We start from the raw sequence: 14,521 nt of genomic DNA on the forward strand, positions 1-14,521 counted from the left end.
AAAAGTGCTGGAGGCAACCGGTTACGTTCTGTATAATGCCACGGCAATATTTTATACATTCATCCTGGTGAGATATTGCTATGTTACGTATCGCAAAAGAAGCTCTAACGTTCGACGATCTCCTCCTGTTACCTGCACATTCCACGGTGTTACCCAACACGGCCGAACTCGGCACGCAACTGACTAAAAAAATACGCCTGAATATTCCGCTGCTCTCCGCCGCCATGGATACCGTGACTGAAGCGCCCCTGGCTATCGCCCTGGCCCAGGAAGGCGGCATTGGTTTTATCCATAAAAATATGTCCATCGAACGCCAGGCCGAAGAAGTCAGCCGGGTGAAAAAACACGAAAGCGGCGTGGTCACCGATCCCAAGACCGTTACTCCCGCCACCACCTTATCCCAGGTAAAGGAACTGACCGCCCGTAACGGTTTTGCCGGCTACCCGGTGGTCACCGGCGACAACGAGCTGGTGGGCATTATCACCGGCCGCGACGTGCGTTTTGTCACCGACCTGTCCCAGCCGGTTACCGCGGTCATGACGCCGAAAGAGCGCCTGGTCACGGTAAAAGAAGGCGAGGCGCGCGAAGTCGTGCTGCAGAAAATGCATGAAAAGCGCGTGGAAAAAGCGCTGGTGGTGGATGCGCATTTCCATCTGCTCGGCATGATTACCGTCAAGGATTTCCAGAAAGCGGAGCGCAAGCCCAACGCCTGCAAGGACGAGCACGGCCGCCTGCGGGTAGGCGCGGCGGTAGGCGCCGGCGCCGGTAACGAAGAGCGTATCGACGCGCTGGTCGCCGCCGGCGTCGACGTATTGCTGATCGATTCCTCCCACGGCCATTCCGAGGGCGTATTGGAACGTATCCGCGCCACCCGCGCCAAATATCCCGACCTGCAGATTATCGGCGGCAATATCGCTACCGGCGCCGGCGCCATCGCGCTGGTCGAGGCCGGCGTCAGCGCGGTTAAAGTGGGCATCGGTCCCGGCTCCATCTGCACCACCCGTATCGTCACCGGCGTGGGCGTGCCGCAAATCACCGCCATTTCCGATGCGGTGGAAGCGCTGGAAGGCACCGGCATCCCGGTTATCGCCGACGGCGGTATCCGCTTCTCCGGCGATATCGCCAAGGCCATCGCCGCCGGCGCCTCCTGCGTCATGGTCGGGTCGCTCCTGGCCGGCACCGAGGAATCCCCCGGTGAAATCGAGCTCTACCAGGGCCGTTCGTTTAAATCCTACCGCGGCATGGGGTCGCTTGGCGCCATGTCCAAAGGTTCCTCCGATCGCTATTTCCAGACCGACAACGCTGCCGACAAGCTGGTGCCGGAAGGTATCGAAGGCCGGGTGGCGTATAAAGGCCGCCTGAAGGAAATCGTCCACCAGCAAATGGGCGGGCTGCGCTCCTGTATGGGCCTGACCGGCTGTGCTACTATCGACGAGCTGCGCACCAAGGCTGAATTTGTGCGTATCAGCGGCGCGGGTATTCAGGAAAGCCACGTCCATGACGTCGCCATCACCAAAGAATCCCCGAATTACCGCATGGGCTAAGCGCTGCGCACGGCGCGGCGTTGACCCGCGTCGGCGGCCCGCAGTTAATTACGCTTCGGATGGCCGAGTAACGGCCCTCCCAGCTGTTATTCTTCCCGGCCGCGGCCGGGACGTATTTTATTTGCTATCCGCTCCTGGAATATGCCTTCTATGACAGACAATATTCATCAACACCGCATCCTGATCCTGGACTTCGGCTCGCAATATACGCAGCTGATCGCCCGCCGCGTCCGTGAGCTCGGCGTCTATTGCGAACTCTGGGCCTGGGACGTGACGGAGGCGCAGATCCGCGCCTTCGCCCCCAGCGGCATCATCCTTTCCGGTGGCCCGGAAAGCACCACCGAACTGAACAGCCCCATCGCCCCGGACTATGTGTACCGGGCCGGCGTGCCGGTCTTGGGCGTTTGCTACGGCATGCAGACCATGGCCATGCAGCTGGGCGGCCGGGTGGAAGGCTCCAGCCAGCGCGAGTTCGGCTACGCCCAGGTCGAGGTGGTGGCCGACAGCCAGCTGGTGCGCGATATCCAGGATTCCTTAAGCGTCAACACCCGGCCGCTGCTCGATGTGTGGATGAGCCACGGCGACAAGGTCACCGGCATTCCGGCGGGTTTTGTTACCGTCGCCAGCACCGAAAGCTGCCGGTTCGCCATTATGGCCGACGAAGAACGGCATTTTTACGGCGTGCAATTCCACCCGGAAGTGACCCATACCCGCCAGGGACAGCGCATTCTGCAACGCTTTGTCCTTGATATCTGCCAGTGCGAGGCCCTGTGGACGCCGGATAAGATCATCGAGGACGCGGTCAGCCGGCTGCGCGCGCAGATAGGCGAGGATCACGTGATCCTCGGTCTGTCGGGCGGGGTGGACTCCTCGGTCACCGCCATGCTGCTGCACCGCGCCATCGGCAAGCGTTTAACCTGCGTGTTTGTCGATAACGGCCTGCTGCGCCTGCACGAAGCCGACCAGGTGCTGGAAATGTTCGGCCAGAAATACGGCCTGAATATCGTCCATGTCGCCGCCGAAGAGCGTTTTCTCAGTGCGCTGGCCGGCGTGGACGAGCCGGAGGCCAAACGCAAAATCATCGGCCGGGTATTTGTCGAGGTTTTCGATCAGGAAGCCAGCAAACAATCCCTGGTCAAATGGCTGGCGCAGGGCACCATCTACCCGGATGTGATCGAATCCGCCGCCTCCGCCACCGGCAAGGCCCATGTCATCAAGTCCCATCACAACGTCGGCGGCCTGCCGAAAGAGATGAAACTGGGCCTGGTGGAGCCGCTGAAAGAACTGTTCAAGGATGAAGTGCGCAAAATCGGCCTGGAGCTGGGCCTGCCCTACGATATGCTTTATCGTCATCCCTTCCCGGGACCGGGTCTTGGCGTGCGCGTGCTGGGCGAAGTGAAGAAAGAATATTGCGACCTGCTGCGCCGCGCCGACGCGGTTTTTATCGAGGAACTGCACCGGGCCGAGCTCTACCATAAGGTCAGCCAGGCATTTACCGTATTCCTGCCGGTACGCTCAGTGGGCGTCATGGGCGACGGCCGCAAATACGACTGGGTGGTCTCGCTGCGCGCGGTGGAAACCGTCGACTTTATGACCGCTCACTGGGCGCATTTGCCCTATGAGTTCCTGGGCCGGGTGTCTAACAGAATCATCAATGAAGTCGATGGGATTTCAAGGGTGGTTTACGATATATCGGGGAAACCGCCGGCGACGATTGAGTGGGAATAAGTTTTTAGCATCCACTGAGTTCCGCTAACGTCTAAAATCGCCAGTAAAATCATAGGATTTATTGGCGATTTTTTTTGTGGGCCATGGGAATCCATCTGGCTTTATATGGAATAGAACTCCAGCATAAGGTCGGTTGCCTCGAATGAGTTTTTTGATATAGGGTGATGAAACTCTCCACGGCGAAAACAGCTGTGTATTTAGTTTGATAATCAACGGATGGCTCCGAATGATTTCCAGCCATTTAAAACAAATTAATACCACTCAAAGGGGCATTTATGGGAGATAAGAGCAAGGCTTTTCGGCTCCTTCATGAAATGCCAGATACTTTTATTATTCCTAATCCCTGGGACATCGGGACGGCCAGAATACTTGAAAGTATGGGATTCCAGGCACTTGCTACGACCAGTGCCGGTCTTGCATTCTCCTTAGGTGTACCTGAAGGGCGGGTTTCGTGGAAGCAGACTATTGATCATTGTCAGGCCATTGTTGAATCAACGTCTCTGCCAGTGTCAGCGGATCTTGAAAAAGGAATTGGTGATGATCCGGACAGTGCCGCGGAAACCATAAAAATTGCGGTCAATATTGGTCTGGCAGGTTGCTCCCTCGAAGATCATACCGGTCTGCCCGATGCCCCTGTCTATGATTTAAGCCTCGCAGTCGATCGTATCGAAGCCGCAGTAAAAGCGCGGGAGGCGCTGGATCATGATTTTGTGATCACGGCTCGCGCCGAGAATTTTATGTGGGGACGTCCTGATTTGGATGATACGATCCTGAGATTACAAGCTTTTGAAAAGGCGGGAGCTGATGTACTTTATGCTCCCGGCCTTCACGATCTTTCAATGATCAAGACCGTTTGTGAATCAGTGACAAGGCCAGTTAACGTTGTTATGGGATTGCCGGGTGAGACGTTCAGTGTTGTGCAACTGGCCGACGCGGGAGTGAAACGTATCAGCGTTGGCGCATCAATGGCCAGACTGGCATACGGTTCTTTTGTTCAGGCAGCCCGCGAGATATGCGCTGAAGGTACTTTCGGTTATTCGAAGAAGGCTATTGGTTTCTCCGAACTGGAGGCATTTTTTAGAAAGTCTGAAGGTGCTTAGCCTTCTAAGCTCAGGTTTGCATTTCTGCCTGCCGTGTGCAATTCGTCGCACTGATTCCTCAAGTCCTGGTCATCGCTCAATACCCTGGCGTAACCGATCCGCAGCCGGCCGCTTTCCAGGTCGAGCGTACAGGGGCTGTGTTTGTCTCTCATGGCGCCCCCATTGTGTTGCAAATATTGCCGCATATTATAGGGAATTTGCGACTGACTTTTGCAACGTCTGAGCGCCAGGAAAAACCGACGGCGAGGTGTTGTCGCAAAACGTTGGACTTAGGCGACAAATGACAAAGATAAAAAGGGAATATTTCTTTTCACCCCCTCAGACTGGCGAAAATGCGCGGTAGACCCAGTGGCCTTATTGTCGCCCCGAAGAGCGAATTAACCTGTCGTCGCCAGTCGGCTAGACGGCCTTAGCACAGGTCACAAGACTGAAGGGTCGCACCGCATATCAGACGGCCACGAAGCCACCATCAACGAACAGTTCCTCACCACCGACAAAGCTGCTTTCGTCCGACGCCAGAAATAGCACGGCTTTGGCGATTTCTTCAGTCGTGGCGAGCCTGCCGAACGGGATGGTTTGCTGCATCCATTCTTCAGCGCCGGCGTTGTTTTGCAGATAGGTCTGCATTGCCGGGGTCAGTACCATGCCCGGCGAAACGACATTCACCCGAATGCCCTGACTTTTCAGGTCGGTCGTCCAGGTGCGGGCGAGCGAGCGGATCGCCGCCTTCGTCGCGCTGTAGACAGATAGATTTGCAAAGCCCTTGCTGCCTGCTCCTGATCCAGTCAGCACAACCGCGCCGCCAGCAGACATCAGCGGCAGGGCTTTTTGCACCGTGAAGACCGTGCCCTTCACATTGATGCCGAACACGCGATCGAAATGGTCTTCCTCAATGCCACCGATGGGTGCGGATTCCGATACGCCAGCATTGGCGAAGACCACATCCACGCGGCCTTTCTCTCGCTGGATCTGTGCGTACAGACGATCAAGGTCGGCAAGATTGCTGACATCGCCTTGCACCCCAATGGCACCGTGCCCGATTTCCTTCAGAACCTCATTTAGGCGCTCTTGGCGGCGGCCAGTGATGTACACATGAGCGCCCTGTTCCGCGAAGGACGCCGCCGTGGTCAAACCGATGCCGTCCGTGCCGCCCGTAACCACCACAACCTTATTTTCAAATCGTTTCGTCATGTCGTGAGCTCGCTTTCGTATCAAGTGGAGGATTGCTCCATTTATTATATGGAGGTATCCTCCACTTAACAAGTAGCAGCGAGACTATTCCTTTGACCGATGAACCCACATTGAGAGCCGATGCGCAGCGAAACAGGGAGCGTATTCTTGCCGCCGCCGAGGAAGTGTTTCTTGAGAAAGGCGCGAGCGCCTCATTAGAGGACGTTGCGAAACGAGCGGGCGTAGGAATCGGCACGCTATATCGGCGCTTTCCGACACGCGAAGATCTATTGGCGGCGGCCTACAGCGCTCGTTTCCTGGCATTAGCAGAAACCAGCCGTGCCAGAAACGCAGAGCTTGCCCCACTGGGCGGCTTGCGGGCCTATCTCGAAGAGCTGGTTCAATACACTACGGTCTATCGCGGCCTCGCGGCCTTGCTCGGAACGGTTCTCCAGGTTGGAACGCCGGGATGCCTGGCAACCAGTGGGGAAGGGGTCCGTCTTTTGGACCTGGCGCAGAGAGGCGGAGCTATTCGGCCTGATGTCACTTTCGACGACTTGGTGTGCATCGCAACGGCAATCTCACTCGCTGTCGAGAAAGACAGCTCTCCAAAAGCACGGATCGCGCATCTGGTGAGCCTGTTTTTGAATGGGGTAGGCGTGCGTTGAAGCCACATTTGGGTCGCTGATTTTAGGATTTTTGCGACACGGCAAGACACATTTTTCTGGCGCCGCTGATAAGCCCTGACATATTGGGCCGGAATCAAGATTGCTTTATGGCCGAGCTTTTGTATCTCTCTTGCCCAGTGATGTGATGCTCCACAAGCTTCCATAGCAACAGTCATAGGCGGTTGCTGAGCGTAAACGGCTACGCGGAAGTTTTATCTTGCCAGCCGGTTTTCCGTAAGCATGGGTACTGAAGAGATAAAAGGTCGTTTTAGCCAGATCGATGCCGGTAAATTTCATTTCAAACAGGGTATCCCTCTTACTTTTTCTTCTGATTAAAGTTTATCCATCATGGCGGAAATGGATGCTGTCGTGAAGAAGGGGGAAGATCATCTCATCGCTTACGCTTACGAGCAAACAGGCAGCGGTGGATTAAAAATAGCGCATCGTTCTATTGACAGGCAAATAAAGATCATGCAAAACTAAACAGTACGGTACGGTTTAGTAGGGTTTCCGCTCAACGCCTTGCAGTAAAAGCCGTGACCTACAGCCGTACCTTAAATAATCCCAGTTGTTTACCCATTTGGAGTTTTTATGAACCGACTGATTTTACCTTTATGCATGCTGTCGATATTCGTCCTAACCGGCTGTGTTTCGTTATTTTAATCTATGGACGGGCGCGAGTTTATTGAGCATCGCGATCTCGGGGGGTGAATATGAAAAGAATCATTTGGCTAAGTTGTACGCCATTAGTGTTGATGTTATCCGGCTGTATTTCCTTGGGCACGCATCTGTAACCAACGCCTGCCGTCAACGCACGCCGGCGGCGTGGCGGAACACTTTGATTGTCGGGTTAGCCGCGGGAGGAAAACCGCAATGCGGCTACTATAATAATAGCCGCATGTCACTTGCACAGCACTTACCCAAGGATAGGCGGGAGGGGGAGACTAACATGACAATTGCTTTATCAGATTAATGATCCTATCACCGAGGAAAATAACATGTTTTTGGTGAATGCGCCCAGGGATTCCGCGTCTTCCCTGCGTCGCGCGGCCAACTTTTTTATCGCCTCAATTTGTGTTGATGCTTCAACTTCCTGGTCCAGTTTATAAAACCCGTCGGCGGTGATTTTTGCTATCTCGGCATGGTGTAGCAGCTTACTTTCGTAAACGTTTAATGCCGTATCGTTGGTATAAAAAACGTACATTACCATGAGGTTAGCCTCGTCATCTTGTCGCAATGGTCAATCGATTGGGCAGGGTCCTCGCGGGACTGGCTTCCCTTCACCGATCGCCCCGATTCCCAAGCTCTGGTCGTGCAGGCATTACCCCGGTCAGCGCGCCCGCATCGCTGCGCTGACCACGATAATCCGGTAAGGGTCAGTGTATATAGACGTGATGTTAGCAATGGTAGCCGGATAAGTTTTATCTATAACGCGGGCTATTGTCGCGATCGCGATCACGCCCCTGGATATGCTCACGATCCCGGTCGCTTAACCGGCCTTGGTGGTGGTTGTAGCGATCGTCATAGCGCCGGTCCGGGTGCCGGTCGTGTCCGCCCACCATCAGGCAGCCGTTGAGTAAAAAAGCCAGCGCGATGTAAACTGGCAATAGTATTTTTTTCATAGTGTGGTTTCCTGCCTCTATGCAGTTTAATCATCAGATAACCCCAGGGCGCCACGTTGCGCGGCGGCCCGCAGGCGTGGGTTATGGCGCGACGCAAACGTCGCGATTGTCACGAACCCAGTTCCTGGCCTGGGTGGCAATCTGCGCCGCCAGCCGCGTTATCACCTGGCGTTGCGACGCTAGCATAGTCGCATCTTCGCCCAGTGCAAGCTCAGTGAATTGGCTGTGGCAGGTAAGCCCGATGCGCCGATCGCCGCTGAGCCGGCTCAGGCGCCAATCGGCGGCAAATTCAACAAACTGTCCGGGCCACACGTCGAACCGGCGCACTTGGAGGTGAATGGTAAGTATCGGCAGGGAGTCGGTGCGGTTGGCCAGCCCGGACATATCCCGGGTGGCCAGGCGTGCGGCGAAAGCTGGCTAAGTGTTTCCCGGCCAAGCGCCAGGCGGATCGCGCTGTCAAACTGCGGCGGCGATCTCGGATGCAAAGGCGCGATAAGAGCGCAGCGGGCGTCCCAACAGCGTGGTGAGGCGTTCGACGTCGCCGGCATCCGGGAGCATGCCTTCGGTGAGGAAACGCTCTCCCATCAGGCGCATGTCGTAGGCCATCCAGCCCGGCATGAATTGCCGCAGGCTGTGCTCGAACCCCGCGGTGTCGTTGCCGGGGAAGGCGATCGGGCGCCCGAGGACGTCGGTCCAGATGGCGGCGACGTCAGGGCCGGTCAGCGTCTCGGGGCCGACCAGGTTGATCCGCTCAAGCGGGAGCGCCGCGGCGGACTTCTCGCGGCGCAAGAGTTCGATGGCCGCGATCTCGCCGACGTCGCGCGCGTCGATCATGGCGAGCCCCTTGCTGCCGATCGGCATCGGGTAGATACCGTGGCTAGTCACCACGTCCTTGATGGTGACGTCGTTGTTGATGAAGTAGGCGGGGCGCAGGATGGTCGCGGTCAGGCCAAGCTGCTCGATCATCCGCTCGACGGCGAACTTGCCCGCAAAGTGCGGCACGTTCGCGTAGCGGTCGCTGTGGATCACCGAAAGGTAGACGATCCGCTCGATGCCTGCGTCGCGGGCGAGGTTGAGCGCGATCAGCGCCTGCGTGAATTCGTCGGCAACGACGGCGTTGAGCAGGAATAGCGTCGAGACGCCTGATAACGCGGCGCGCAGCGCGTCGACGTCGAGCAGGTCGCCCTGGACGATGCCGACGCCGGCCGGGAAGTTGGCTTTTGCGGGATCGCGCACGAACGCGCGGACATCGGCGCCGCGCTTCACGAGCTGTTCGACGACTTGGCGGCCGACAGTGCCGGTAGCGCCGGTAACGAGAATGGTCATGATGATGTCTCCATGGTTTAGGTTGGTTGGTTTATTTCAATGTGGCGCAGTGGATTCACAGGGAGAAATCCACCACGGTCTTGCCCACCTGTGGCTGCGTCCGATTACGCTCGATAGCCGCGGGCAGTTCGCCGAAGGACACGACGGCGCCAATCCTGGACTGCAAGCGTCCACGCGCCACATCTTCGGCGATCGCTTGCAGCCGTGCGGCATCCGGCGTGTTCATGAACCAAAGGCCGCGGCGCCCTGCCGGGGTGCTCGCCAGTATGGCCGGCGATGCGGTGCTGACGATGACGCCATCTTCGGCGAGGACGGACCACGAGCGGTTCAGCACCTCGCCTCCGATGTAGTCGAGCACCAGGTCGATATCGCTTGCCGTGGCTTCGAACTGCTCTTTATCGTAGGCAATAACCTGGTTCGCGCCCAGGCCGCGGACATAGTCGGCGTGGCTGCCCAAGGCGGTGGCGTACACCACGGCGCCGGCTTGATGTGCGTATTGCACCGCGAAGCCGCCCAGACCGCCGGCCGCGCCCTGGATCAGGATGCGCTGCCCGGAACCGATGGGGCCGGCGAAGTTCAGGCTTTGCCACGCCGCCACCGACGCGACGGGAAGCGACGCCGCTTCGACGAAGCTCAGCGAGTCCGGCACCGGGCTGAGATTGGCTTCGCTCACCGCCACCAGGTCGGCGTAGGCGCCCAGCCCGCCGAGCGGTCCCATGACGCGATCGCCTTTGCGCAACCGGGTGACGCCCGGGCCTGCCGCTTCGACGACGCCGGCGAGTTCGATGCCCAGGACGGTCGGCAACTGCAGCGGGAAAGCGTCCCGGACATAGCCTTCCCGGACCTTCCAGTCCAGGCCATTGACGCCGGCGGCCTGGACGCGGACCAGCACCTGGCCTGCGCCTGCCGTCGGCGCCGCCACTGACGAAATCCCGACGGCGGCGGGGCCGCCGTACTCGTTGAGCACCAGTGCACGAATGTGGTTCATAAGAAACTCCTTTAGGGTGTGGGTTGCGTATGACCCAACAATAAAGGGTTTCATATTCAAAACAAAGACTCTAAAATATAGACAACTTGTATTGAAAATGAGACATCATGAATTTAAACGCCCTAGAGGATTTTCAGCTGGTGGCGGCTCACGGCGGCTTCGGCAAGGCCAGCCGCGCCAGCGGCCGGTCTAAGGCAACCCTGTCGCGCCGTGTCGCCGATCTCGAAGAAGCGCTGGGCATTAGGCTTATCGAGCGGGGTACGCAGCGCCTGGAGTTGACCGAAGCCGGCCACCTGTTGCTGAGCAGAACGGAGGGGCCGATGCGCGAGGTTGTTGAAGCGGTGGCGGCGGCACGGGACGGCCTCGGGACGCCGCGGGGCCGTCTGCGCCTCGCGGCACCGCTCCTGTTTTCGCAGTTGGCGCTGGGGCGGCTTGCCGCTGAGTTCCTGGTGCTCTATCCCGACGTCCAGATCGACGCCGTGGCGGAGGATCGTCTCGTCAATCTCGTGGAAGAACATTTCGATGTCGCCATCCGCATCAATCCGGGCAAGGACAGCACATTGGTCGGCAGGTGCTTTGCCAGGGACAGGCTGGTCCTTGCCGCCGCGCCATCCGTTCAGATGCCGACGGGGCGACGCGACAAGCCTTTCCAGGTTCCGGCGGTCGTCATGCCTTCCTATCGCGACGGCGATATTTGGTCGGTCCGCAACGGTCAGTTCACCGTCGAACCACAACCTGTTCTGCGTTTGTCTTCGCTCCTGATGGTGCGGGATGCCATTGCCGCCGGCGCCGGGGCGGCGATGCTGCCGCAGTCCATTATCGGGAGCCTGCTGGAAAAGGGCGAACTGGTGATGTGGGGGATTGCCGGCGACGAAGTCGAGCTATGGGTTCTGCACACGTCGCGCCGTTTGCAGAGCGCCAAAGTCCGGGCCTTCGTGGAGTTCATGTGCAACCAGTATCCCCATGGATCCTTTACCCTGCCCATGGGGGATAATGGTTTGCGCCAACCGCTCTAATAGTCTGCGCTCGGGCGTAACCGAAAGCGCCTGTACCAGGCATCCAACCGCGGATGATCTTCGCCGAAGGGAAGGCTGAACCTCTCGCGCGCCGTTTGAAAAATCGGGAAGACGGTGAAGTCGGCAATCGTCGGTTCATCGCCGGCGAGGAATGCCTTCCCGCCAATTTCTTTCTCCAGGATATCGAGAAGTTCCGATAAGTAGCGGGAGATGCGATCGGCCGTCTCCTGCGACGGGGCCGGCTCCTTTGCCGGGAAGGCGTTGGTCTGGTTCCAGAGCCACAACTGGCCCCGGGCGACCAGATCGCTGCCCAACCTTTCAAGCGAGCGCACGCGTGCCCGTGAGAGGGGGTCGGAACCTATCATCGGCCTGTCCGGAAAGCGTTCCTCCAGGTATTCGACGATCGCCGCCGAATCAGTGATCGCAAGGCCGGTATCGGTTACCAGGGTCGGGGCCCTGCCCGACGGATTGATGCCCAGGTAGCGAACGGAGCGATGCTCGCCGTTCGCGTAATCGAGTTCGTAGCGTGGGATGTCGATCCCTTTCTCCGCGAGATAGATGATGACGCGCCGCGGGTTTGTGCCCATGCGAAATTGATACAGCAACATTGTTCCAACCTCTTGTTTGTAGCTTGATGTCAACGCCGACAGAATTGCGATCCTTTACGGCAACGTAACACGGCCTCCCAACGTATCGCGCGTTGTTGCCCGGGATTATCCGCGGTAACGGGATCATGTTTAACGTGCCGCTTAGCCGGTAGTCTTGTCCGCTGATTGGCACAACGGGGGCGGCAATGGATCCAGCATGACAGGGCCAGCCGCATCTCGTCGTCGCCAAAGGTGCCAAAGGGCCGGTTACGCTTCGGCGGCCTGCCGCCTGATTCATTGCGACGCGCCACTTGAGGCCAGGCAGCATAAGCGTTGCCTCAGCTCATCCACCAGAAGCGGTCGCGGCGCAAATCAAAGGGGAAATGGCCGCAAGTATTTCAGTGCCATCCGTTCGCCGCCCCGAGTTCTGGTGCGCGACAGTAAGTGGGTGGTAAGCCGGTAAGCCATAACATACCTTGCCGCCTTACCGTGCCTGTAAAGGGAACCGGGTGGAAAAGAACGATCTTAACCTGGGAGTCATTATGTACCATGAGAATATTTTGGATGATTTGTTGATATGGATTGAAAGCAATCTTGAGGCGCCGCTGAATGTGGGGATACTCTCCGCCAAGTCCGGCTACAGCAAATGGTATTTACAGCGATTGTTCAAAAAGCTCACCGGGTATTCCCTTGCCACCTACACCCGCAAAAGAAGGTTGACCCGTGCGGCCGAGGAGTTGCGCCAGTCGGCAATCACCATCAAGGACATCGCCCATAAATACCAATTCGACGATCATTCGGCCCTGACCCGGGCGTTTAAAAAAAATTTCCATATCACGCCTTCGGCGTACCGGCGTTTACCCGTGCGCACGGATTATGGTTTACAGCCGGTCCTCACATTAAAAAACAGCCCGCGCCCAGGCCCCGGTTATCGCCTTTAAATTACCTATTGGCCCGCCAGTAACGGGAGGGCGGGCCCTGCGCGGTTCATCTCGCCCTGGCCGTCCGTAATGACGTGACGTCGCGAATGGGCGGCGCGCCGAACATGCGCCGGTACTCGCGGTTGAACTGCGTGACGCTTTCGTAGCCGACCCGGATCGCCGCGGTGCCGGCATCGATATTTTCTCCCAGGAGAATGCGCCGGGCTTCATGCAGCCGCAGATGCTTTTGATATTGCAAGGGACTCATCGCGGTCATGGCCCGGAAGTGATGGTGCAGCGTGGAGACGCCCATGGCGGCCAGTTCCGCCAGGTTCTCGACGCGCAGTGGTTGCGTATAGTTTTCCCGCAGCCAGGCGATCGCCTTGGCGGTTCGTTGACTTTGCGTACCGAGTAAGACGGTTTCCCGAAAACGCGTCCCCGCTGAACTGGTGAGGATGCGATAGATGATCTCCCGCTGGATAAGCGCACCCAGATGGGGAAGATCCCGAGGCTTGTCGAGCAGATCGACCAGACGCGCCACGGCATTGAAAAGCTCAGGGGTGGCGGGGCCGGTTGCCATGGCCGTTCCCGCCACAGGCGCGTTCGATGCGTGCGTATCCACGTCGGCGATGATTTGCCGCGCCGCCTGAAGATCCAGCCTCATCAGCAACGAGACATAGGGGACCGCGGGGCTGGCCTCCAGCACCTCGGTCACGGTAGGAAGATTGACCGCGGTCAGCAGGAAGCGGGACTCGTCATAGAGGTAGGTGGTATTGCCGAGCTGAACGCGCTTCCTGCCGCGAATAATCATGGAAAGGCTCGGCTCATAGAGATAGGACGTCGGCGGTCTCGGCTCCCTGACCTGTGCAAAGCTCAGGCCGGGCAGAGTCGTGGCGCGTTCCTCGCCGTCCCCGACAAAGGCCGTGATCCGGCGTGCAAGCCCGGCACGGATGTGTTCGGTTTCATTGCGCAGGCGGCGATCCGCTTCGTCAGGTTCAAAAATCATGGCGGCCTTCCTGATGCGATGGCGTAGGACGTCAGTATACTCAATCGTGGTGGTTGATTGATTGATTAATTTCCGGCAAGGGAATGGCTCAGCCGCTGAATTCGCTATCGCGATCCGATCCTGTCTGTGTAATATGCACCGAATAGACATCGGGCTATATCAACGGGAAAAAGAGTGCGGGATAAACAAATTTCTGAACAGCTCCGGGTGTTGCACGGGGCGCTGCTGGGGATCGTGAGCGTGATGAACCGTCCGCAGAACGATGAAGCCATGGTACGGGAGGCCGGCATTGCGCTCGATCGGGCCTTGTTTCCACTGCTCGTATTGATAGAGCGTCTCGGGCCCATCGGCGTGGTGGGCCTTGCCGATCGCGTCGGGCGCGACCACACCACGGTCAGCCGCCAGGTTGCCAAGCTTGAGAGCCTGGGTTTGGTGACGCGTCGACCCGGGATGATCGATCGCCGCCTGCGGGAAGCGGAGGTAACGCCGAAGGGAAAATTAATGACCGATGCCGTGGATGCCGCGCGGGAGCGGAGGGGACGGGCGATTTTTTCGCATTGGGACCCGGCGGAATTTGACGAACTGGTGCGGCTGGCGTGCCGGTTTGCGCACGATCTTGAACGCTCTGCGTCCGACAATCAGGCCGATGCATAGCGCGCGCGGGTTATCTTCTAAGGCATCGGCATTACCGGGCAATAAAGGGTAGGCATCGTATTTTGCCGCTGAGCGGCGGTACCCGGCGGGGGTATTTTTGACATTAAGCAGCGGATTCGCGGCGGGCAAATACGACCTAATCATGGCCGGTTTATCAGATATTGAATCAGTGGAGATGATCATGTTATCCGT

Annotated in this window: 15 protein-coding genes; 8 read left to right on the top strand and 7 right to left on the bottom strand. The window is 58.0% G+C overall.

Annotation, left to right across the window (positions count from 1 at the left end; genetic code table 11):
- Positions 1-80 precede the first annotated feature (80 nt).
- The 3 genes from guaB (at position 81) to ACL2XG_RS22905 (ending at position 4,372) form a co-directional block, all read left to right on the top strand.
- Entirely contained in the window at positions 81-1,544 is a 1,464-nt protein-coding gene (guaB, locus tag ACL2XG_RS22895) for an IMP dehydrogenase (RefSeq protein WP_413721167.1), read from the top strand.
- Between the two features lie 150 nt (positions 1,545-1,694).
- Positions 1,695-3,272 (top strand): glutamine-hydrolyzing GMP synthase, encoded by a 1,578-nt coding sequence (gene guaA / locus ACL2XG_RS22900; protein ID WP_413721166.1) that lies wholly within the window; start codon positions 1,695-1,697, stop codon positions 3,270-3,272.
- Between the two features lie 275 nt (positions 3,273-3,547).
- Complete coding sequence (locus ACL2XG_RS22905) at positions 3,548-4,372, top strand: isocitrate lyase/PEP mutase family protein (protein ID WP_413721165.1); 825 nt, start codon at positions 3,548-3,550, stop codon at positions 4,370-4,372.
- Between the two features lie 447 nt (positions 4,373-4,819).
- Here ACL2XG_RS22905 and ACL2XG_RS22910 read toward each other — a convergent pair whose 3' ends face one another.
- Entirely contained in the window at positions 4,820-5,563 is a 744-nt protein-coding gene (locus ACL2XG_RS22910) for an SDR family NAD(P)-dependent oxidoreductase (RefSeq protein ID WP_413721164.1), read from the bottom strand.
- 92 nt (positions 5,564-5,655) lie between these two features.
- On the opposite strand from ACL2XG_RS22910, the gene ACL2XG_RS22915 reads away from it, so the two are divergent.
- A complete protein-coding gene (locus ACL2XG_RS22915; RefSeq protein WP_413721163.1) occupies positions 5,656-6,210 on the top strand; it encodes a TetR/AcrR family transcriptional regulator in 555 nt (184 codons plus the stop codon).
- A 348-nt stretch (positions 6,211-6,558) separates the two neighbouring features.
- Positions 6,559-6,693, top strand: a complete 135-nt coding sequence (locus ACL2XG_RS22920; protein WP_410014026.1) for a hypothetical protein — start codon at positions 6,559-6,561, stop codon at positions 6,691-6,693.
- A 938-nt stretch (positions 6,694-7,631) separates the two neighbouring features.
- Here ACL2XG_RS22920 and ACL2XG_RS22925 read toward each other — a convergent pair.
- From ACL2XG_RS22925 to ACL2XG_RS22940, 4 genes are all read right to left on the bottom strand, one after another.
- A complete protein-coding gene (locus tag ACL2XG_RS22925; RefSeq protein ID WP_410014028.1) occupies positions 7,632-7,832 on the bottom strand; it encodes a hypothetical protein in 201 nt (66 codons plus the stop codon).
- An 81-nt stretch (positions 7,833-7,913) separates the two neighbouring features.
- The gene (locus tag ACL2XG_RS22930; RefSeq protein WP_413723480.1) at positions 7,914-8,231 is read right to left on the bottom strand and encodes an ABC-type transport auxiliary lipoprotein family protein; all 318 of its coding nucleotides are present in this window, start codon (positions 8,229-8,231) and stop codon (positions 7,914-7,916) included.
- A gap of 57 nt (positions 8,232-8,288) precedes the next feature.
- Positions 8,289-9,158, bottom strand: coding sequence for an SDR family oxidoreductase (locus tag ACL2XG_RS22935; protein WP_410014035.1), 870 nt, complete (start codon positions 9,156-9,158; stop codon positions 8,289-8,291).
- A gap of 55 nt (positions 9,159-9,213) precedes the next feature.
- Complete coding sequence (locus ACL2XG_RS22940; protein WP_410014036.1) at positions 9,214-10,146, bottom strand: NADP-dependent oxidoreductase; 933 nt, start codon at positions 10,144-10,146, stop codon at positions 9,214-9,216.
- A 107-nt stretch (positions 10,147-10,253) separates the two neighbouring features.
- On the opposite strand from ACL2XG_RS22940, the gene ACL2XG_RS22945 reads away from it, so the two are divergent.
- Positions 10,254-11,162 carry a LysR family transcriptional regulator gene (locus tag ACL2XG_RS22945; protein ID WP_413721162.1) on the top strand — a complete coding sequence of 303 codons (909 nt, stop codon included), beginning with the start codon at positions 10,254-10,256 and terminating at the stop codon, positions 11,160-11,162.
- Here the strand turns inward: ACL2XG_RS22945 and ACL2XG_RS22950 are convergent.
- Positions 11,159-11,770 carry a glutathione S-transferase family protein gene (locus ACL2XG_RS22950; RefSeq protein WP_410014038.1) on the bottom strand — a complete coding sequence of 204 codons (612 nt, stop codon included), beginning with the start codon at positions 11,768-11,770 and terminating at the stop codon, positions 11,159-11,161. The two genes, ACL2XG_RS22945 and ACL2XG_RS22950, sit on opposite strands and share 4 nt — an antisense overlap.
- Positions 11,771-12,258: 488 nt before the next feature.
- Here ACL2XG_RS22950 and ACL2XG_RS22955 point away from each other — a divergent pair, with 488 nt between their 5' ends.
- Positions 12,259-12,690, top strand: coding sequence for a helix-turn-helix domain-containing protein (locus tag ACL2XG_RS22955; RefSeq protein WP_413721161.1), 432 nt, complete (start codon positions 12,259-12,261; stop codon positions 12,688-12,690).
- A 46-nt stretch (positions 12,691-12,736) separates the two neighbouring features.
- Here the strand turns inward: ACL2XG_RS22955 and ACL2XG_RS22960 are convergent, their stop codons facing one another.
- A complete protein-coding gene (locus tag ACL2XG_RS22960; protein ID WP_413721160.1) occupies positions 12,737-13,675 on the bottom strand; it encodes an AraC family transcriptional regulator N-terminal domain-containing protein in 939 nt (312 codons plus the stop codon).
- Between the two features lie 156 nt (positions 13,676-13,831).
- On the opposite strand from ACL2XG_RS22960, the gene ACL2XG_RS22965 reads away from it, so the two are divergent.
- Positions 13,832-14,329, top strand: a complete 498-nt coding sequence (locus tag ACL2XG_RS22965; protein ID WP_413723479.1) for a MarR family winged helix-turn-helix transcriptional regulator — start codon at positions 13,832-13,834, stop codon at positions 14,327-14,329.
- Positions 14,330-14,521: the final 192 nt, after the last annotated feature.

Origin of the sequence: Sodalis sp. RH24 (assembly GCF_047324145.1) — a bacterium.
Lineage (GTDB): Bacteria > Pseudomonadota > Gammaproteobacteria > Enterobacterales > Enterobacteriaceae > Acerihabitans.

Coding starts and splice junctions, on each gene's coding strand:
- guaB (WP_413721167.1), top strand. CDS start 81: ATGTTACGTATCGCAAAAGAAGCTCTAACGTTCGACGATCTCCTCCTG.
- guaA (WP_413721166.1), top strand. CDS start 1,695: ATGACAGACAATATTCATCAACACCGCATCCTGATCCTGGACTTCGGC.
- ACL2XG_RS22905 (WP_413721165.1), top strand. CDS start 3,548: ATGGGAGATAAGAGCAAGGCTTTTCGGCTCCTTCATGAAATGCCAGAT.
- ACL2XG_RS22910 (WP_413721164.1), bottom strand. CDS start 5,563: ATGACGAAACGATTTGAAAATAAGGTTGTGGTGGTTACGGGCGGCACG.
- ACL2XG_RS22920 (WP_410014026.1), top strand. CDS start 6,559: ATGGCGGAAATGGATGCTGTCGTGAAGAAGGGGGAAGATCATCTCATC.
- ACL2XG_RS22925 (WP_410014028.1), bottom strand. CDS start 7,832: ATGAAAAAAATACTATTGCCAGTTTACATCGCGCTGGCTTTTTTACTC.
- ACL2XG_RS22935 (WP_410014035.1), bottom strand. CDS start 9,158: ATGACCATTCTCGTTACCGGCGCTACCGGCACTGTCGGCCGCCAAGTC.
- ACL2XG_RS22940 (WP_410014036.1), bottom strand. CDS start 10,146: ATGAACCACATTCGTGCACTGGTGCTCAACGAGTACGGCGGCCCCGCC.
- ACL2XG_RS22945 (WP_413721162.1), top strand. CDS start 10,254: ATGAATTTAAACGCCCTAGAGGATTTTCAGCTGGTGGCGGCTCACGGC.
- ACL2XG_RS22950 (WP_410014038.1), bottom strand. CDS start 11,770: ATGTTGCTGTATCAATTTCGCATGGGCACAAACCCGCGGCGCGTCATC.
- ACL2XG_RS22960 (WP_413721160.1), bottom strand. CDS start 13,675: ATGATTTTTGAACCTGACGAAGCGGATCGCCGCCTGCGCAATGAAACC.